The organism is Streptomyces sp. MGP-P1 (assembly GCF_057766565.1).
This window is the reverse complement of record NZ_JBYMEM010000001.1, coordinates 305,036-323,184: the sequence shown is the minus strand read 5'-3', so window position 1 is coordinate 323,184 and position 18,149 is coordinate 305,036. Positions and strand designations below refer to the sequence as shown.

The window sequence follows — 18,149 nt, the reverse complement described above, 5'->3', positions numbered from 1 at the left end:
GGGCGATCCGCCCGCCCCACCAGGATGGCCGTTGCCGGCCCCGGGCGCCTCCGCGCCGCTGCCGCCACGTCAGGACGAGGCGTCCGTGTCGTCCGACACGGACACCCAGCGGCCGGTGACCGTGTCGTAGTCGAGCACGGGCCGCCCCCGCACCCCGCTCGTACGGAACGGCCGCCCGCCGTCGTCGATGCGCACCGTGCCGGACCGGCCGCCGGCGCTCCAGGTCAGCTCCGCGAACCAGTCGCAGTCACAGCCGACCGTGCGACCCGTGATCAGGAGGACCTCGGGATCGGTGACGGAGACGCTGTACGGGAAGGCGACCGCCTCGATGGGCTCGCCCGAGTCGTTGCCCGCGACCGAGCGGGCGACGGGGCGGGGCGCGTCGAGATTTACGTCGAACATCCTCGGGGTGAGGGCACCGCCGCAGCCGGAGCTCATCCGGTAGACCCGGCCCCGCGCCGGCGAACGACGCTCGACCACGCGGATCCGCAGGGCTTCCAGCACCACGGCCCGCTCGTCCTTGCCCTGCAACGTGATCCGGACACCGGCCTCGCCCGCGTGCGCCGCGCCGAGCGATCCGGCCCAGGACTCCGCGTCCGCCTCCACCGGGGGCGGCGGGACGGCGGCAGGCGCCCGGTCGACGAGGTAGGAGTGGTCGCAGCCGTTCTTCCAGACGTGGTCGTCGGCGGTCCAGGTGAACGGCGCACCTCCGGTCTTCGGGGCCGGCGCTTCCCCGGACGCCCGGGGGAGCGCCTCCCCGCGCTGTTCGACGCCGGGCGGCACGGTCGCCGGCCGGGTGCCGGACGGCGTTCCGAGCAGGGTCCCGCTCGGCGTGCCCCGCGGCTTCCCGGGCGTGAGGGAGGCGGAAGGCGAGGGCTGCGGGCCGGCCGCCGGGGGCCCGTCCGGCCGCTGGGCCACCGACGGGCGCCGGTCCGTGCCCGGGAGCGACGTCCCTCCCAAGGCCGCGACCAGCGCGAGAGTGAGCACCGCCGCGGCGAGGACGCCGAGCCCCTGCCCGTACCGGCGCGCGCGACGCGACCGGGACACCGGCCCCCGGGGACTCCCGCCGATCGTGGCCACCTCCCCGGCGAGGGAAGCCGGCCCCGGGCGAGGACCGGTCTGGCCGGACGGCCCGGGAGCCGCGGAAGGCTGCGGCCCGGACACGGCCCCGCCGGACGGCCCGGCCCCGGCGGCGTGGGGCAGCGCCGCCCACCGCCCGGGCGACACCGTCTCCCCGGCCCGTACGTCCACCGGCACGACGTCCGTCGGATCCACCTCGGCCCCAGTTTCAGCGTCAGCCCCAGCCTCAGCGTCAGTCTCAGCGGCAGCCTCCTCCTTCGGCTTCGCCTCCGTCGCCCCCTGGCGATCGAGGCGTTCGCGGTCCGCCAGGATCCACAGACGGTGCAGTGCCTCCCGCTCCCCGGCCGGTGCGCCGCACAGCCGGGCCAGCCGCTCCACGGGGGCGAACTCCGCGGGCACCGTCCGACCCGTGCAGTACCGGTGCAGCGTCGAGCCGCTGACCCCGATCCGGCGGGCCAGCGACGCGTACGTCCGGCCCGACCGCTCCCGCAGCGCGCTCAGCCGTTCCGCCAGCACCGCCCGCGCGGCCCCCTCGGCGTCACCCGACACGCTCGACCTCCCCCGCAGCCGTTCCAGGGCGTTCCAGCCGCCCGAGAACACCCACGTCACCAGGGGTGGGACGGTTCCAGCCCGGCGGGAACCCGTGTCGCGCTTGTCGGCGTCCGCTGCGGCGGCCCAGGCTGGTGCTCGTTCCCGTAACGGCGTCGCAGGGCCCCTCGGCGGGCTCCGCGCATCTCGGCGCGACGCCGTACGACCACCTGACCGCACCATCCGAAACGGGGAAACCTCACCATGCGCACCCTTCGCACCGCACTGCTGACCGCCGCGGCCGCGGGCCTGGCCGTCACCGCACTGGCCCAGATGCCCGCCGCCGCGGCGGCGGCCCCCGCTCCCGTCCAGCCGAAGTTCCTGAGCGCGGGCCAGTTGCCCGCCGCCGGCATACCCTGGACGGCTGGTCCCGTACGCCAGGGAGTACCGGCGGAAGGGTCGGTGTGCACCGCCGGCATCGCCCCGGCGGCCGGCACCCGTCACCGCGACTTCCGCACCGAACTGGACACCGGCGCCCGCCAGACCATCACGGTCGCCACCACCACCGCTCGGGCCAAGGCGCTCGCCGCCGAGCTGCGCACCGCCCTGGAGACCTGCCTCGACCGGATGAAGGAGCAGGACCCCGGCCTGGAGGGGGAGGCGTTCTACCACGGCCGCGTCGACATCGAGGAGGGCGCGCACGTCTACAGCATCGACACGTCCTACCCGGAGGTCGGCTCCACCGACATCGGGCTCTACTCCGTGGGCCGCGACGGCAGGTCCGTGACCGTCGTCGAGTGGGGGCAGCTGGGCGAACTCGACGGCGCACCGCTGGAGGGCTTCAGGAGCACGACGCGCACCGCCGTCGCCAAGCTGTACTGAGGCCACGTCCGTGACCGGCCGTCGGGGGGCGGCCGGTCGCCGGAGGTGCGGGGTACCCGGCACCGGGAGCATGCTGGCTGTGTGACTCGGCACGAAACGCCCCGGCATCCCCCGCCCGCCGGAAACGGGGCCGCGGCCGGGGGACACGAGGGTGGCCGAGTGCCCGACGAACTGTCCCTCGTGCTCGCGCAGGCCCTCGTCAGCGCCGTCGAGTCGAGCGACGGCCACGCGGGCGGTGTCTACCTCCGCAGCCGGACGCCCGGGCTCCTGCGGCTCGCGGTGCTCGCCGGACTACCGGGCCCGCTGTTCCGGCCCTGGTGGCGGATGCAGGTGAACCGGCCCTTCCCGGTGTCCGAGGCCTACCGCTCGGGCCGGCCCGTGCTGCTCTCCGACGCGGAGGAGGCGATGCGCCGGTTCCCGCAGCTGATGGCCGGACTGCCGTTCCCGTTCGGTTCGCTGTGGGTGCCGATCACCGGACCCCACGGGAGCCTGGGCGTGATGGCGATCCTGCGGGCCTCCACGCCGGGACAGCCCGTCGCCCCCGCCGACGGCGACCGGCTGCACCGCCTGGGCCACCGACTCGGTGACGCGCTCACCGATCTGGACCAACGGGGCGTCGACTGCGTATGGGATACCGAGCCGGTCCCCGTGCAACTGCCCGCCGCCACCGCGCCCCCGGTCCGCGTCGGCCGCTTCGACTGGGACCTGCACTCCGGGCAGGTCACCGCCGACGACGAGCTCTGCGCGATCCTCGGCTTCGAGCCCGCCGCCTTCCCGGGCACCGTCGACGCGCTCGCCGAACGGCTCGTCCCGGAGGACGTGTACGGGCTGTGGGCGCTGGCCCGTCAGACGGTGGAGTCGGCCGAACCGGTCGTCCGGCGGATGCGGCTGCGCGGCCCCGACGGCCGGTCCCACCTGCTGGAGCTGTCCGGCCGCTGGACGCACCCGGCCGGCGATGCGTCCGCCAGCCGTCTGAGCGGCTTCCTGGTCGACCTCGGCGCGGGGCCCGTCGTGGCGGAGGCCGCCGACCGGCTGCCGCGCGGCATCCTCTCCCTCGACCGGCTGGGCCGCATCACCTACGCGAACGGCCTCGCCGAGGAGCTGCTCGGCCACACCAGGGAGGAGCTCGTGGGCCACGTCGTGTGGCAGGCCCTGCCGTGGTTCGGGCACGAGGCCTACGAGGACCACTACCGGGCCGCCCTGATGGCCTACGAACCCGTCCACTTCCTCGCCCACCGCCCGCCCTCGCGCTGGCTGTCGGTATCCCTGTACCCGGGCCACGACGGGGTGAGCGTCGTCCTCCAGAAGACCGACCGGCCGGACTACGCCCCGGGCTCGGTCACCGCGCCCGGCCTCGGCATCGGCTCGACCGCCGACCGCTCCTCGGCGCTCTACCGGCCGGTGGCCCTCGCCATCGCGCTGACCGAGGCGGTCACGGCACGTCAGGTCTCCGAGGTGGTCACGGAGGAGCTGCTGCCCGCGTTCGGCGGCCGCCGGCTCGCCATCTATCTCCTGGACGAGGGCCATCTCCACCTGGCCTTCGAGACGGGGTTCCCGAAGGGCTTCCTCGACCGCTTCGAAGGGGTCGAGCTCGACGTCAGCATTCCCGGGGTGGAGACCCTGACCACGGGCCGCCCGATGTTCTTCGAGTCCATGCAGCGCCTGGCCGAGGCTTATCCGGGCATTCCGATCGACGCGGACGTCGGGGCCCGCGCGTTCCTGCCGCTGATCGCCTCGGGGCGGCCCGTGGGCTCCTGCATCCTCGGGTTCGACCGCCCTCGCGGCTTCAGCCCGGAGGAACGCACGGTCCTGACGGCACTGGCCGGACTCATCGCCCAGGCCCTGAAGCGCGCCCGGCGCTACGACAGCGAGTCGGCCCTCGCCCGCGGACTCCAGAACGCCCTGCTGCCGCACCGGTTGCCCGAGGTGGACGGGGTGGACACCCTGGGGCGCTACCTCTCCGGCACCCAGGGCATGGACGTGGGCGGCGACTGGTACGACGTCATCGAGACCGGCCACGAACTCGCCCTGATCATCGGCGACGTACAGGGACACGGTGTCTCCGCCGCCGCGACCATGGGGCAACTGCGCAGTGCGGTACGGGCGTTCGCGCTGAGCCATCACGATCCCCAGGAGGTGATGAGCGGGACGAACCGGCTGCTCATCGACCTCGACCCGGGACAGTTCGCGAGCTGCTGCTACATCGCGCTCGACCCGGTGACCGGAGTGGCCCGCGCCGTACGGGCGGGGCATCCGCAACCCGTGCTGCGGCGGGCGGACGGCCGGACGGAAGTGCTGGACCTGCCCGGCGGCATCGTGCTCGGGATCGACGGGCAGGCGTCCTATCCGGTCACCGAGATGCGCCTCGAACCGGGCGCGATGCTCGCCCTGTTCACGGACGGGCTGATCGAGCGCCCCGGGACGGACATCGACGAGGGGATCGAGCGGCTGCGCGCCACCGTCGAACGCATCGGCGCGGTCCCCCTGGCCGAGACGGCCGACCAGGTCATCGGAGAGGCCAGGGCGGCCACCGACCGCCCCGACGACATCGCGATCCTGCTCGCCGCCCGGTGGGCCGGGACCCGGGAGGTCCGCCGGCCCCGGGAGGACGGGCGCCCGGCCCGGACCTGTGGCGCACGTTCAGGAGGCCGGACCCCGGGCGCACGGCGGGCGCACCGGATCCGGCCTCCGGAGAGACGTCCTGCTGATCAGACGCCGCCGAGGCCTCGATCAGGCGTCGAGGCCTTGATCAGGCGTCGAGGCGTTGATCAGGCGTCGAGGCGTTGATCAGGCGTCGGCCGACGGCTCTGCCGGCGCGGAGGCGCCGGAGGCCTCCAGCATCCCCTCGCGCTCCACGACCTTGATCCGCTCACGGCCCTGGGCCGCGCCCAGCGCCTGCTCGTGGGCGTCCAGCTTGTGCCAGCCCTCCCAGGTCGTGTAGTGGACGCCGCGGTCCTCCAGGAAGGCCTCGACGGCCTCCGGAGCGGGCGCGGCCGGCTCCGGCAGCCGGCCGGCCGCCCGGTCCTCCAGGACGCAGGCGACCGTCTCGTTCGCGTCGCCCTTGGTGTGTCCGATCAGACCGATCGGACCGCGCTTGATCCAGCCCGTGACGTAGACCGAGGCCATGTGCTCGTCGCCCGCGATGACGCGTCCCGCCTCGTGCGGCACGGTGCCGGAGGCCACGTCGAAGGGGAGCTTGGGCAGCTCCTCCGAGTAGTAGCCGACGGCACGGTAGACGCTCTGTATGTCCCAGTCCGTGAACCGACCGGTGCCCCGGACGTTGCCGGTGCCGTCCAGCTCGGTGCGCTCGGTGCGCAGCGCCACGACCTTGCCGTCCTCGCCGAGGATCTCGACCGGGGACTCGAAGAAGTGCAGGAACAGCTTGTGCGGGCGATCGCCGACATCGCGGATCGCCCAGTTTTCCAAGGTCTGCGCGACCATGTTGGCCTGCTTGTTCTCCCGGCGGGTCGCGATGGAGCCCTCGTCGTACTCGATGTCCTCGGGGTTGACGATGACCTCGATGTTGGGGGAGTGGTCCAGCTCCCGCAGCTCCATCGGGCTGAACTTGGCCTGTGCGGGGCCACGCCGCCCGAACACGTGCACCTCCAGCGCCTTGTTCTCCTTCAGGCCCTGGTACACGTTGTCCGGGATCTCGGTGGGCAGCAGCTCGTCCGCCGTCTTGGCCAGGACGCGGGCCACGTCCAGGGCCACGTTCCCGACGCCGAGCACGGCGACCTTCTCCGCGGTGAGCGGCCAGGTGCGGGGGACCTCGGGGTGCCCGTCGTACCAGGAGACGAACTCGGCCGCGCCGTAGGAGCCGTCCAGCTGGATGCCGGGGACGTCGAGGGCCCGGTCCGCCTCGGCGCCGGTGGAGAAGATCACCGCGTCGTAGAACGAGCGCAGATCGTCCAGGCCGATGTCGTGCGGGTAGCTGACGTTTCCGAAGAGCCGGACCTGGGGCTTGTCCAGCACCTGGTGCAGGGCCTTGACGATGCCCTTGATCCGCGGGTGGTCGGGGGCCACGCCATAGCGGATGAGGCCGAAGGGCGCGGGCATGCGCTCGAAGAGGTCGATGGAGACCCCCGGGTCCTGGCAGACCTCGGATTTGAGCAGCGCGTCCGCAGCGTAGATACCGGCGGGGCCGGCTCCGACAATGGCGACGCGGACGGGGCGTGTCATGGCGTGGTGATCCTTCGGGGCGGGCGAACGCGGGCAGGTACAGCGTACGTCGGAGGTAAGGGTGGGCTTACTAATCTCCACCGCACACCGTAAGCGATCGCCCCGCGGGCCCTTCGGCCGGCCCTGCCTAGAGTGTCCGATTAGCCCGTTTCCCTATGTCGATATGGGCGATTTGTTTCTTTTGGGAATTCTGCTCGATAAAGGGTCTATTGGGGCCGCTGGGGCATTTGCTTGACCTCGTTTCAGCCATCACCGCGAGGGAGTGGTGAGCGTCACGTCCGGGAGGGCGGACGCGGAACTGGAAGCATCGGTTCCCTTCTGCGCGAACAAAGTTGACGACGTGACGGAGTGCCCCGATCCGGCGATTCCGCTTTTCGATCTTGCGTGGAAAAGGGAATCCGGAATGCGGGGCTTGTTCTGTTCGGCGTTTCTCGCCTACGGTCACCCTCAATCCGGATGGAACGCCGAATCCTGCCGCCGTCCGGGAATCCGAAACCCACTCACGTACGGCAGGAGCGGGGGACCCAGGTAAGTCGCCGATCCGTAACCGGAACGGCTTGGGGTGAAGCCGCACGAGCGTGCGGCCAGACATCTCCCGTCTGAACCCGACAGCTCACCTCGCAGGCGCCGGAGAGGAAATCCCCCATGCCCGCACAGGGTAAGCACCGTCGTTCCCCGTCCACCTCGCTGCGCCGCGGCCTCGCCGCCGTGACCGCGGGTGGAGCCGTCCTCGCCCTCCCGGTGATCGGCGCCACCAGTGCCTTCGCCGCCCCCGTGCCCGCCGCCGCGCCGCAGCAGGCCGTGGCGCCCGCCTCGGTGGCCCAGGCGAATTCCGCCGTGGCGGCCGCGCCCGCCCAGCATTCCGTGGCGGCCGGTGAAACGCTTTCCAAGATCGCCCGCGAATATTCCGTCAGCGGCGGCTGGGAGAAGCTGTACGAAGGTAACCGGAAGATCATCGGAGAGAATCCCGATCTTATTCAGCCCGGTATCAAGCTGACCCTCGGAACTGCCTCTTCGGGCGGTAAGGCGGACAAGGCCGCCAAGGCTTCCCCGTCCGCCGCGCGTGGTGCCGAGGCGGACCGTGCCGACCGTTCGGAGCGCGTCGACGCCGCTCCCGTGGCAAAGGCCGCTCCGGCCGCAGAGAAGGCCGTCACGTACACGAACGACCTCGACGGCTGGATCAAGGAGTCGCTGGCGGTCATGGCCGAGCAGGGCATCCCCGGCACGTACGAGGGCATCCACCGCAACATCATGCGCGAGTCCTCGGGCAACCCGGCCGCGATCAACAACTGGGACTCCAACGCGGTCAAGGGCACCCCGTCCAAGGGTCTGCTCCAGGTCATCGACCCGACCTTCCAGGCCTACCACGTGCCCGGCACCTCGACCGACAGCTACGACCCGGTCGCCAACATCACGGCCGCGTGCAACTACGCGGCGGACCGGTACGGCTCGATCGACAACGTCTTCGGCGCCTACTGATCCTCCGCGCCCGAGCCCGAGTGGCCCCGGACCTCATGGTCCGGGGCCACTCGGGCGTACCGGGAAGTTACCCCCGAGTTTCTAGTGACTTACCACGCGATCGACAGGGGAACCTGTTGCACTCTGCTGAGAGTGAGGTGTGTCCATGAGCGACACCACCAGGCCCGACGACCGCTCCTTCTGACTGCGGACGCGGACCAAGCAGCCGCTGAGCAACTTCCTCGGCTTCCCCATCGACCGCACGTCCGAGTACGCGGCCGTCGCGCGAGTCGGTGATCGCGACGTTCGTGAGCGTCGCGTTGCCGCGCGCGCCGCCCATCGCCAGGATTCCGGGTCCGTTGTCGGACGTGTCGATCCGGATGTTCTCGCCGGCGCCACTGGCCGGCCGGGGTCCACACACGGCCGGCGACGACGGGCCTGCCTCGGGGCCGGATCGGTGGCCTCAGCCGCGCTCGCGGCCACGGGCAGGAGCCCGACCGAGACCATGCCGGCTCCATGAATGACAGACCGTCAGGTCAGTGGTTCGACGGGCTCGTTCAGGCGCCCGCGGCACCCCGGGCCAGCAGCAGCGCCAGGTCCACCGCGGCCACGGCCACCGCTCCGGCCAGGGCGGCCTTGCGCCACCGGCGGCCGAGCGCCGGGCCGACGAGCGACGCCGCACCGGCCAGGACGAGTGCCGCGGCACCCGCGGCGTCCACCGGTCCCGGCGGGCCGAACCCCAGTACCGCCGTGGCGCCGAGGAGCGGCACCGGCAGCAGCAGCCGGGTGCCCCGGTCGCCCAGCCGGTGCGGGAGGCCCCGGATCCCGGCTGCCCGGTCCGCCGCGATGTCCGGGAGCGTGTCGGCCAGATGCGCCGCGAACCCGAGCAGCGCGCCGGCCGCCACCGTCCACCACCGGGGCCACGGTCCGGCGGGCAGGGAGAGGGCGACGACGGCGGGCAGGGCGCCGAATCCGGCCACGTACGGCAGCCAGGACAGGGCGGTCGCCTTGAGCCGCAGGTTGTAGAGCCAGGCGGCGGTGACGGCGGCGAGGTGCACCGTGCCGGCGAGGGCCCCGCAGGCCAGCGACAGCGGTACGCACAGGGCGAGCGCGACGACTGCCGCGGCCCACACCGCACGCGCCCCGACCGTGCCGTCGGCCGCGGGCTTCCCCCGGCGGCCCGCATCGGCGTCACGCCGAGCGTCGTACGCGTCGTTGCACCAGCCCACCGAGAGCTGGCCGGTCAGCACCGCGGCCGTGACCAGCGCGGAGCGGGGGCCGCCGAGCCCGGAGCCGAGGGCGAGGGCGCACGCGAGCGCGGTCACCGCGAGCGCCGGCCCCGGGTGGCACGCGAGCGCGACCCCCACGACCCGTCCGCGTCGCCCCGCGCCGGCCTGCGCGGCGTCGGCCGGGTCCGCTCCGGCCTGACTCACCCTGTCCGTGGCGTCCATCGGGCGATCGTAGGGGCCTGGCGCCCCGTCAATGCGGCGACCGGGCGGGTCCTTTACGCCGTTCTCTCGCACCTTGTGGGCAGGATGGAGCCATGACGCCACCGAACCAGGAGGCAGAATGACCCGCATCGCCGCGGTTCACGGGGCTCTGCCGCCCCACCGCCACACCCAGCGCGAGGTCACCGACATGGTGGCCCGCACCTGCCTGCCGCCCGGCGCCGACCGCCGTGTCCTGGACCGGCTCCACGAGAACGCCCGGGTCCGCACCCGGCACACCGTGCTGCCCCTGGACGGCTACCGCGACCTCGACGGCTTCGGCGCGTCCAACGACGTGTTCATCCGGTCCGCCGTGGACCTCGGCGCCCAGGCCGTACGCGGCGCGCTCCGGGCGGCGGGGCTGCGGCCCACCGATGTGGACCTGCTGATGTTCACCTCGGTCACCGGCATCGCCGCCCCCTCCGTCGACGCCCGGCTCGTGACCCGCCTCGGCATGCGGTCGGACGTCAAACGGTTGCCCGTCTTCGGCCTCGGCTGCGTCGCGGGAGCCGCCGGGACGGCCCGACTGCACGACTACCTCCTCGGCCGTCCCGACGACGTGGCCGTGCTCCTGTCGGTCGAACTCTGCTCCCTCACCTTCCAGCGCCACGACGCGTCGCCCGCCAACCTGGTGGCGACCGCGTTGTTCGGCGACGGAGCGGCCGCCATGGTCGCCCTCGGCGGCCGCCGGGCCGTCGCCGGCCCCGAGATCGTGGCCACCCGCAGCCGGATGTACCCGGACACCGAGCACGTCATGGGCTGGGACATCGGCAGCACCGGCTTCACCGTGGTCCTCGACCCGGCGGTCCCCGACGTCGTCCGCCGCTATCTCGCGGACGACGTACGGGAGTTCCTCGACGAGCACGGCCTCAAGCCGAAGGACGTCGCCCACTGGGTGTGCCACCCGGGCGGCCCCAAGGTGCTGGAGACCGTCACCGAGGTCCTCGATCTGCCCGACGGAGCGCTCGACGTCACCTGGCGGTCGCTGGCCGACGTCGGCAACCTGTCCTCGTCCTCGGTCCTGCACGTCCTGCGGGACACCATCGAGCAGCGCCGCCCCGAGCCGGGCACCCCCGGTCTGCTGCTGGCCATGGGCCCAGGATTCTGCTGCGAACTGGTGCTGCTGCGCTGGTAGGACGGAGACCCCCCCCATGACCTCGACCACCTGGTACACCCTCCTGGTGCTGGCCGTCGCGGCCGAGCGCCTCGCCGAACTCGTCGTGGCCCGCCGCAACACCCGCTGGAGCCTCGCCCGGGGCGGCGTCGAATCGGGCCGCGGGCACTACCCGGCGATGGTCGCGCTGCACACCGCGCTCCTGGCCGGCTGCCTGGCGGAGGTCCGGTTCGCCGAACGCCCCTTCCCGGCCGCACTCGGCTGGACGATGGCCGCCGTCGTCGTGGCCTCGCAAGTGCTGCGCTGGTGGTGCATCCGCACCCTCGGCCCCCGCTGGAACACCCGGGTCATCGTGGTCCCCGGCCTGCCCCGGGTGACCGGCGGCCCCTACCGGTGGCTGAGCCACCCCAACTACGTCGCCGTCGCGGCCGAAGGCCTCGCGCTGCCCCTGGTCCACGGGGCCTGGGTGACCGCGCTCGTCTTCACCGGCCTCAACACCGTGCTCATGGTGGTGCGGATCCGGTGCGAGGACGGGGCGCTCGCCCGCCTCCCGGCCGCGGACGCACCCGCGTGATCGACGTCCTGGTCGTGGGCGGAGGCCCGGCCGGACTGGCCGCCGCGATCCGGGCCGCTTCGGCCGGCCTGGAGGCGGTGGTGGTCGAGCCGCGCACCACCCCCGTCGACAAGGCGTGCGGCGAGGGCATCATGCCCGGCGGCGTGGCGGCCCTGCGCGACCTCGGCGTACGGGTGACCGGCCACGAACTGCGCGGCATCCGCTACACCGACGGCCGGCGCAGCGCGGAGGCGGCCTTCCGGGGCGGCCCCGGCGCGGGTGTCCGCCGCACCGAACTCCACACCGCCCTGCACGAACGGGCCGCCGCCCTCGGCGTACGCGTCGTCGCCGCGAAGGCGGGGGAGATCCGGCAGGACGAGGACAGCGTCACCGCCGCCGGACTCACCGCGCGCTGGCTCGTCGCCGCCGACGGGCTCCATTCGCCGCTGCGCCGCACCCTGGGCCTCGACCGGCCCGTCACGGGGCCCGGACGCTACGGCCTGCGCCGCCACTACCCGCTCGCCCCGTGGACGGACCACGTCGAGGTGCACTGGTCCCGGCATGGCGAGGCGTACGTGACCCCGGTCGGCGACCGCCTGGTGGGGGTGGCCGTGCTGAGCCGCGACCGCCTCCCCTACGACCGGCATCTGGCCGCCTTCCCCGCTCTCGCGGCCCGGCTCGCGGACAGCGCGGGGGCCACCCCCGTACGCGGGGCCGGGCCGCTGCGCCAACGGGCACAGAGCCCCAGGGCCGGGCGCGTCCTGCTGGTCGGCGACGCCGCGGGCTACGTGGACGCCCTGACCGGGGAGGGCATCGCCCTCGCGGTGGCCACCGCGACGGCCGCGGTCGACTGCCTGGCCGCCGGGCGGCCCGAGGACTACCCCCTGCGGTGGGCGCGGGTCACGCGACGCTACCGCCTGCTCACCTCGGCCCTGCTGGGCGCCGCCGGCCGTCCGTCCTCGGGGCGGCTGATCGTCGCCGCCGCCCACCGGGCGCCCGTCCTCTTCCGCGCCGCGGTCCACGCCCTCCAGTGAAGCCGGACGCCCGAATGGCGGGGCTCCGGGTTCCGGCATAACGTCGGTCGGGTGAACGCCCGCGTTCATCCGACCGACGCAGAGACCGGCCGCCCCCACGGGGCGCACTGCCCTCGGCACGAGAGACGAACTCCACCATGACGGGCTCCCACGCGACACCCGCCGACACGGCCACCTCCGATCGGCACCGCGGCGGACTGGCACTGCTGGTCATCGCCTCATGCCAGCTGATGGTGGTGCTCGACGTCACCATCGTCAACATCGCGCTGCCGCACATGCAGAAGGACCTGGGATTCTCCACCGAGAACCTCTCCTGGGTCGTCAACGCCTACACGTTGACGTTCGGCGGACTGCTGCTGCTCGGCGGACGCCTCGGCGACATCCTCGGCCGCCGCCGGGTCTTCGTCTTCGGCGTGCTCCTCTTCGTCTTCGCCTCGCTGCTCGGCGGGCTGTCCCAGGAGGGCTGGCAGTTGCTGGCCGCCCGCTCGCTCCAGGGCGTCGGTGGCGCGATCGCCTCCCCCACAGCTCTGTCCTTGATCACCACCACCTTTCGCGAGGGCCCCGAACGCAACCGCGCGTTCGGGGTGTTCGCGGCCGTCTCGGCGGGCGGCAGCGCGATCGGGCTGCTCGCCGGCGGGCTGCTGGTGGAGTGGCTGGACTGGCGCTGGGTCCTGTTCGTCAACGTTCCGATCGGCCTGCTGATCGCCTTCGCGACCCCTCGCTACATCCCCGAGTCCGAACGCCGTCCGGGTCACTTCGACATCGCCGGCGCGCTCACCTCGACGGTCGGCATGGTGCTGCTCGTCTACGGCTTCATCCGCGCCTCCGAGGACGGCTGGACCGACGCGCTGACCCTCGGCTCGTTCGTGGTGGCCGTGCTGCTCCTCGCGGTGTTCATCACCGTCGAACGTGGCTCGAAACAGCCCATCACGCCGCTGTGGATGTTCCGCGACCGCAACCGCGCCGGCTCCTACGCGATGATGCTCAGCCTCGCCGCCGCGATGTTCGGGATGTTCTTCTTCCTGACCCTCTTCGTGCAGAACGTCCTCGACTTCAGCCCGCTGCGGGCCGGTCTCGCCTTCCTGCCGGTGAGCGCCGTCATCGCGGTCAGCGCGGGCCTGGCCTCCCAGCTGCTGCCCAGGTGGGGACCGAAACCCTTCATGGTGGCGGGCGCGCTGCTGGCCGCCGCGGGTCTCGGCTGGCTGACGCTGACCGACGTCCACAGCTCCTACCTCGGCTCGATCCTCGGCCCGATGCTCGTGTTCGGCTTCGGCATGGGCATGCAGTTCGTGTCGTTGACCCTGATGGCGGTCTCGGGCGTCGCCCCGAAGGAGGCGGGCGCCGCCTCCGGCATCCTCAACGCCACCCAGCAGGTCGGCGGGTCCCTGGGGCTGTCGATCCTGGTCACGACGTTCGGCACGGCCAGCCGCAACGAAGCCACCGACCAGGTGCCGAGGTTCCTCCAGGAGGGCACGCCCGCCCAGCTGCTGGAGTTCCGCAGGACCGGCGAGCTGCCACCGCCCTGGGGCGACCAGGTGCTCACCTCGGGCGTCTCCAGCGCCTTCGTCGTCGCGGCCTGCTTCGCCGTGGTCGCCGCCCTCGTCGCCCTGTTCGTCATCCAGGTCAGGCCCGCCGACCTCGCCCGCCTCCAGGGCGGCGCGGCACCGCTCGCCGGTGAGACGACGGACGACGCCGCGACGGACGGGGAACGGCCCGGCACCGACGGGACACGGCCCGGCACGAACGCGCCACGGCAGCCGGGCACCGACGAACCACGGCCCGACCCGGAGGCCGAGCGACCCGCGAAAGAGAGCTGACCCATGGACTGGACCCTCGAAGTGATCGTGCTGCCCGTGACCGACATCGACCGGGCCCGGGACTTCTACCGGGACGGAATCGGCTTCCACGTCGACCTCGACGCCGAGGTGATGCCCGGCGCCCGCGTCGTCCAGCTGACGCCACCCGGTTCCGGCTGCTCGATCGCCCTCACCGACGGACTGCCCAACCCGACGGGAACCCCGAGGCCCGGCACGTACCACGGTCTCCAGCTCTGCGTCACCGACATCGACGCCGCGCACGCCGAGCTCGTCGGCCGGGGTGTCGAGGTCTCCGAGCCGCAGCGGTACGCCCCCGACGACGGGGCGACCTTCATGTACTTCACCGACCCCGACGGCAACGGCTGGGCCGTGCAGGAGTACCGCCGCCGGAAGACCGAACCCCTGCACAAGGTCCTCGCCGACCTCGCCGCGAGCAACGAGGGGGACACGGTGGGGTGAACCGGATGCGGAGGTGGATCGCGCCGCGTCCGGTCCACCAGAATGCTCCCCGTATCGAGTGCAGAGATCCATCAGCGCAAGGGAGCGGCATCCACATGGGCGCCAACGCAGACATGGTGGCCTTCGTCCGGGCGCGGCTCGCCGACGAGGAACACGTCGCACTGGCCGCCGGCGGGGACCGATGGCGGTGCCCGGCCGATGTGCCGGGCGAGGTCCACGACCGCACCGGCGGGGTGGCGTTCACGGTGCGGGGCCGGGGCTTCGACGAGCACATCGCGCTCCAGGACCCCGCACGGACGCTGGAGCGCATCGAGACGCACCGGGTCATGCTCGGCGAGTACGTCGAGGTGGCCGACCTGGACACCGACCGCCCGGCCGAGGACTTCCGCTCCGGCCGAGCGGTGGGCCTGGGCTTCGCCGTACGGCAACTGGCCGCCGAGTACGCGGGCCACGTCGACTACCAGGCCCGCTGGCTGCCCCGGTTCATCCAGTAGCACCCGGGGGCCGGGCCGCCCGCCGATCCCGTAAGTGCCGGTGGGTCCCCTCCAGTTGCTGCTCGGTGTGTTTCCGGCCAATGTGCGGATGGCCGGCCACCGGCGTCAGCGTCCCGTCCGCGGCGGGTGGCGGCCCGGGTCCGGCCGCCCCTCCAGATGCCGCTGGTCCTGCGGGCGCGCGGTGCCGCCCGGGGCGCCGACGGCCCCTGAACGGACCGTAGTCGGTGTGGTACGAGCCGGTGACCGTGAAGGTGATCCACAGCAAAATGGCGTTGCTCTCTGGTGAGGAGTGATCCCGGCGTGTAGCGTCGCCGGAAGATGTCGTGGTTCGCAGTACCTGCCCGCGCCTGGCGCGGGCGTTTTGCTGTGCAGTGCCTGAGAACCAGGGCGATCACCTCCGGGTCCGCGCGGTGCGGATCCGTTTACTGCTGAGAGGTACGGGCATGGCCAGCGGAACCGTCAAGTGGTTCAACTCGGAAAAGGGCTTCGGCTTCATCGCGCAGGACGGCGGGGGTCCCGACGTCTTCGCGCACTACTCCAACATCAACTCCACCGGATTCCGTGAGCTCCAGGAAGGCCAGGCGGTGACCTTCGACATCACCCAGGGCCAGAAGGGCCCCCAGGCGGAGAACATCACCACCGCCTGATCCGGGTTGACCGACCCTGGAGCCCCGGAGCGCGCTGCGCTCCGGGGCTCCAGGGCGTACGGGGTGGATTCCTGCCGGGTGGTTCCCCGATTGGGAAGGCGCGTGCCGGGTACGCGGTGGATCTCGCACCGATCGTTCCGGAACTTCCGGAAGGTCTGTGGGGGATTGGAGGGCGACCCATGCTCAAGGCCATCGCAGATGTACTCCGCTCCATCGGAGGAGCCATCGCCACCGTGGTCACGCTGCCCTTCCGGGCCCTGGCCAGGCTGTTCGGCGGCGCGTCGAGCAGCGCGCGCGGCCACCACTGAGCGGACATGCCCGTGCCCCGGCCCGAAAACGGGCCGGGGCACGGGCATGCCGTGTGCGGTGAGCCGTCCGGATTCCTCCGGGCCGGTGGGACCCGGCGGAGCGTGCCCGCCCGGCCGGAAGTCCCTGACCGCGCACGTGCTCGTCAGCCCGTCGACTCGTCCGGGGTCGGATGCTCTTCCGGGTGCGCGCCCGCGTTGCGCGGGGCGTCCCGGCCGGCGCCGGCCTCGTCCAGGTCGGGTTGTCCGCCCTCGCGGGCCACCCGGTCCGGCACCGGTATGTCGAGAGCGTCCTCGCCCTCCTGTGTCTGCTGGTCCTGCATGTCCGCCGGAACGGGGGGCGGGCTGCCGGAAGCCCCGGTGTAGGCGGTGCCTTCCGGCCTGCGGTCGGTCATGAGAGCTTCCTTCCGTACTGCCCCGGTACGACCGGGGACGAGTGATGCGTCCTGGTGGGTACCCGCTGCCGGGCGAAGCAGTCCTGGGGTCCGGCGAGGACCGGCACCCATGCCCCGGCCCCGGAGACGGCCCGGGGAGAGGGCGGAGAAGATGCGGAGGCCCTGCCGCCCGGCCATATTGGAGCTCCGGCCACCGGCCGGGGGCGCGTCGCGCCGCACCGGAGCGGCGGACGCGGTGCCCTGGGGTGTGGCTTGCCCGTGGGCGGGTACTCGGTGCGGTGCCCACCCGGGCGAGCAGGACACCACGCGATGATTCCGGCGGAAGGACGCCCCGCATGCTGATGGCCCACCCCACGGTGCTGCGCAATCTGATCGAGCAGTACGAGGCACTGCGTTTGCTGCACGCGGAGAGCGGCGGTGAAGAGGCCCGGCAGCGCATGGACGACGTGGCGTACACGCTGTGCGTGTCGACCGGCACGGGTGACGTCGACAGCGCGCTGGTCGCCGCCCGCCACCAGCTGCCCGGCGCCCGGCCCGAGGACGACTCCGTCCTCTCCGCCTGAGCGCCGTCGACCGTGGAAGGGGAGGGTGCCGTGGCCCGCACGGTGGGTGTCGAGGAAGAGCTGCTGCTGGTCGACGCGGCGAGCGGAGAGGCACGGGCGCTGTCCTCGGCGGTGTTGGCGATCGCTGAGAGGGACGCGGTCGGAGAGTCGGCCTTCGAGTCGGAACTGCACCGCCAGCAGCTGGAGTTCTCCACGCACCCGTGCGCGGACATGGGCGAACTCGCCGCCTCCGTCCGCCGGTGGCGTACCGAGGCGGTACGGCACGCGACCGACGCAGGGGCGTCTGTCGCGGCCCTGGCGACCTCGCCGCTCCCGGTCAGCCCGAAGATCGGCACGGGGGAGCGGTACCGGTGGCTGGCCGAGCGCTTCGGGCTGACCGCCCAGGAACAGCTGACCTGCGGCTGCCACGTCCATGTATCGGTGGCCTCGGACGAGGAGGGCGTCGCCGTGCTCGACCGGATGCGTGGCTGGCTGCCCGTCCTGCTAGCCCTGAGCGCCAATTCCCCGTTCTGGCAGGGGCAGGACAGTCGGTACGGCAGCTACCGGAGCCAGGTGTGGGGGCGCTGGCCGTCGGCCGGCCCGGTGGAGGTCCACGGTTCCCCCGAGGAGTACCACGCCCGAGTGCGGTCGCTGATCGACACCGGGGTTCTCCTGGACGAGGGGATGGTCTACTTCGACGCGCGCCTCTCGCACCGCTACCCCACCGTGGAGGTCAGGATCGCGGACGTCTGCCTGGACCCGGCCGACACCGTGCTGCTGGCCACGCTGGTACGGGGACTGGTGGAGACCTCCGCACGGGAGTGGCGGGCCGGTGAGCCGCCCCAGGACATCAGCACGTCCGTGCTCCGTGTGGCGTCCTGGCAGGCGGGCCGCGCGGGCCTGGAGGACCGGCTGGTCCACCCCCGCACCCTGCGCCCGGAGCCCGCCCCCGACGTCCTGCGCGCCCTGCTGGACCATGTGCGGGACGCCCTGGAGGACAGCGGGGACCTGGAGGCCGCGGAGCGGGCCCTGGCGGACGTGGTCCGGCGGGGGAACGGGGCACGGATCCAGCGCGAGATCCTGACGCGGACCGGGAGCCTGCGCGAAACCGTCGCCGAATGCGTCCGGATCACGGCCGGATGAGCCGCCCCCGCCGGTCCCGCGCCGGCCGACAC

At 73.0% G+C, this 18,149-nt stretch carries 16 protein-coding genes, 1 pseudogene and 1 riboswitch; of the genes and pseudogenes, 13 read left to right on the top strand and 4 right to left on the bottom strand.

Annotated elements, in window-relative coordinates; all coding sequences use genetic code 11:
* Nucleotides 1-69 precede the first annotated feature (69 nt).
* Nucleotides 70-1,629 carry a helix-turn-helix domain-containing protein gene (locus AC3CH1_RS01410; protein WP_488462115.1) on the bottom strand — a complete coding sequence of 520 codons (1,560 nt, stop codon included), beginning with the start codon at nt 1,627-1,629 and terminating at the stop codon, nt 70-72.
* Nucleotides 1,630-1,872: 243 nt separating this feature from the next.
* Here AC3CH1_RS01410 and AC3CH1_RS01405 point away from each other — a divergent pair, with 243 nt between their 5' ends.
* Both AC3CH1_RS01405 and AC3CH1_RS01400 read left to right on the top strand, forming a co-directional pair.
* Nucleotides 1,873-2,490, top strand: a complete 618-nt coding sequence (locus AC3CH1_RS01405; protein WP_488461153.1) for a hypothetical protein — start codon at nt 1,873-1,875, stop codon at nt 2,488-2,490.
* A 159-nt stretch (nt 2,491-2,649) separates the two neighbouring features.
* A pseudogene (locus tag AC3CH1_RS01400) lies at nt 2,650-5,198 on the top strand (SpoIIE family protein phosphatase).
* Nucleotides 5,199-5,277: 79 nt separating this feature from the next.
* Here AC3CH1_RS01400 and AC3CH1_RS01395 read toward each other — a convergent pair.
* Entirely contained in the window at nt 5,278-6,669 is a 1,392-nt protein-coding gene (locus AC3CH1_RS01395) for an FAD-dependent oxidoreductase (protein ID WP_488461152.1), read from the bottom strand.
* 483 nt (nt 6,670-7,152) lie between these two features.
* Nucleotides 7,153-7,311, top strand: a riboswitch (cyclic di-AMP (ydaO/yuaA leader).
* 3 nt (nt 7,312-7,314) lie between these two features.
* On the opposite strand from AC3CH1_RS01395, the gene AC3CH1_RS01390 reads away from it, so the two are divergent.
* Nucleotides 7,315-8,148: a transglycosylase SLT domain-containing protein gene (locus AC3CH1_RS01390; RefSeq protein WP_488461151.1), complete on the top strand. Its 834-nt coding sequence runs from the start codon at nt 7,315-7,317 to the stop codon at nt 8,146-8,148.
* Nucleotides 8,149-8,684: 536 nt separating this feature from the next.
* Here AC3CH1_RS01390 and AC3CH1_RS01385 read toward each other — a convergent pair.
* On the bottom strand, nt 8,685-9,578 hold the full coding sequence (locus tag AC3CH1_RS01385) for a UbiA family prenyltransferase (protein ID WP_488461150.1): 894 nt from the start codon (nt 9,576-9,578) through the stop codon (nt 8,685-8,687).
* A 118-nt stretch (nt 9,579-9,696) separates the two neighbouring features.
* Here AC3CH1_RS01385 and AC3CH1_RS01380 point away from each other — a divergent pair, with 118 nt between their 5' ends.
* The 8 genes from AC3CH1_RS01380 to AC3CH1_RS01345 all read left to right on the top strand — a co-directional run bounded on the left by AC3CH1_RS01380 (nt 9,697) and on the right by AC3CH1_RS01345 (nt 16,040).
* Nucleotides 9,697-10,749 (top strand): type III polyketide synthase, encoded by a 1,053-nt coding sequence (locus AC3CH1_RS01380; protein ID WP_488461149.1) that lies wholly within the window; start codon nt 9,697-9,699, stop codon nt 10,747-10,749.
* A gap of 16 nt (nt 10,750-10,765) precedes the next feature.
* Nucleotides 10,766-11,302 carry an isoprenylcysteine carboxyl methyltransferase family protein gene (locus tag AC3CH1_RS01375; RefSeq protein WP_488461148.1) on the top strand — a complete coding sequence of 179 codons (537 nt, stop codon included), beginning with the start codon at nt 10,766-10,768 and terminating at the stop codon, nt 11,300-11,302.
* Nucleotides 11,299-12,315 carry an NAD(P)/FAD-dependent oxidoreductase gene (locus AC3CH1_RS01370; protein WP_488461147.1) on the top strand — a complete coding sequence of 339 codons (1,017 nt, stop codon included), beginning with the start codon at nt 11,299-11,301 and terminating at the stop codon, nt 12,313-12,315. Before AC3CH1_RS01375 ends, AC3CH1_RS01370 begins: the two co-directional genes overlap by 4 nt.
* Nucleotides 12,316-12,452: 137 nt before the next feature.
* Entirely contained in the window at nt 12,453-14,132 is a 1,680-nt protein-coding gene (locus AC3CH1_RS01365; protein ID WP_488461146.1) for an MFS transporter, read from the top strand.
* Between the two features lie 3 nt (nt 14,133-14,135).
* Nucleotides 14,136-14,591 carry a VOC family protein gene (locus tag AC3CH1_RS01360; RefSeq protein ID WP_488461145.1) on the top strand — a complete coding sequence of 152 codons (456 nt, stop codon included), beginning with the start codon at nt 14,136-14,138 and terminating at the stop codon, nt 14,589-14,591.
* Between the two features lie 95 nt (nt 14,592-14,686).
* On the top strand, nt 14,687-15,085 hold the full coding sequence (locus AC3CH1_RS01355; RefSeq protein WP_488461144.1) for a DUF6221 family protein: 399 nt from the start codon (nt 14,687-14,689) through the stop codon (nt 15,083-15,085).
* Between the two features lie 443 nt (nt 15,086-15,528).
* Nucleotides 15,529-15,732: a cold-shock protein gene (locus AC3CH1_RS01350; protein ID WP_003964323.1), complete on the top strand. Its 204-nt coding sequence runs from the start codon at nt 15,529-15,531 to the stop codon at nt 15,730-15,732.
* A gap of 179 nt (nt 15,733-15,911) precedes the next feature.
* Nucleotides 15,912-16,040 carry an LPFR motif small protein gene (locus AC3CH1_RS01345; protein ID WP_003964321.1) on the top strand — a complete coding sequence of 43 codons (129 nt, stop codon included), beginning with the start codon at nt 15,912-15,914 and terminating at the stop codon, nt 16,038-16,040.
* Nucleotides 16,041-16,183: 143 nt separating this feature from the next.
* On the opposite strand, the gene AC3CH1_RS01340 is transcribed toward AC3CH1_RS01345, so the two are convergent.
* The gene (locus AC3CH1_RS01340; RefSeq protein ID WP_488461143.1) at nt 16,184-16,432 is read right to left on the bottom strand and encodes a hypothetical protein; all 249 of its coding nucleotides are present in this window, start codon (nt 16,430-16,432) and stop codon (nt 16,184-16,186) included.
* A 335-nt stretch (nt 16,433-16,767) separates the two neighbouring features.
* On the opposite strand from AC3CH1_RS01340, the gene AC3CH1_RS01335 reads away from it, so the two are divergent.
* Entirely contained in the window at nt 16,768-16,995 is a 228-nt protein-coding gene (locus AC3CH1_RS01335) for a DUF5133 domain-containing protein (protein ID WP_488461142.1), read from the top strand.
* Between the two features lie 30 nt (nt 16,996-17,025).
* On the top strand, nt 17,026-18,117 hold the full coding sequence (locus AC3CH1_RS01330) for a glutamate--cysteine ligase 2 (RefSeq protein ID WP_488461141.1): 1,092 nt from the start codon (nt 17,026-17,028) through the stop codon (nt 18,115-18,117).
* Nucleotides 18,118-18,149 lie beyond the last annotated feature (32 nt).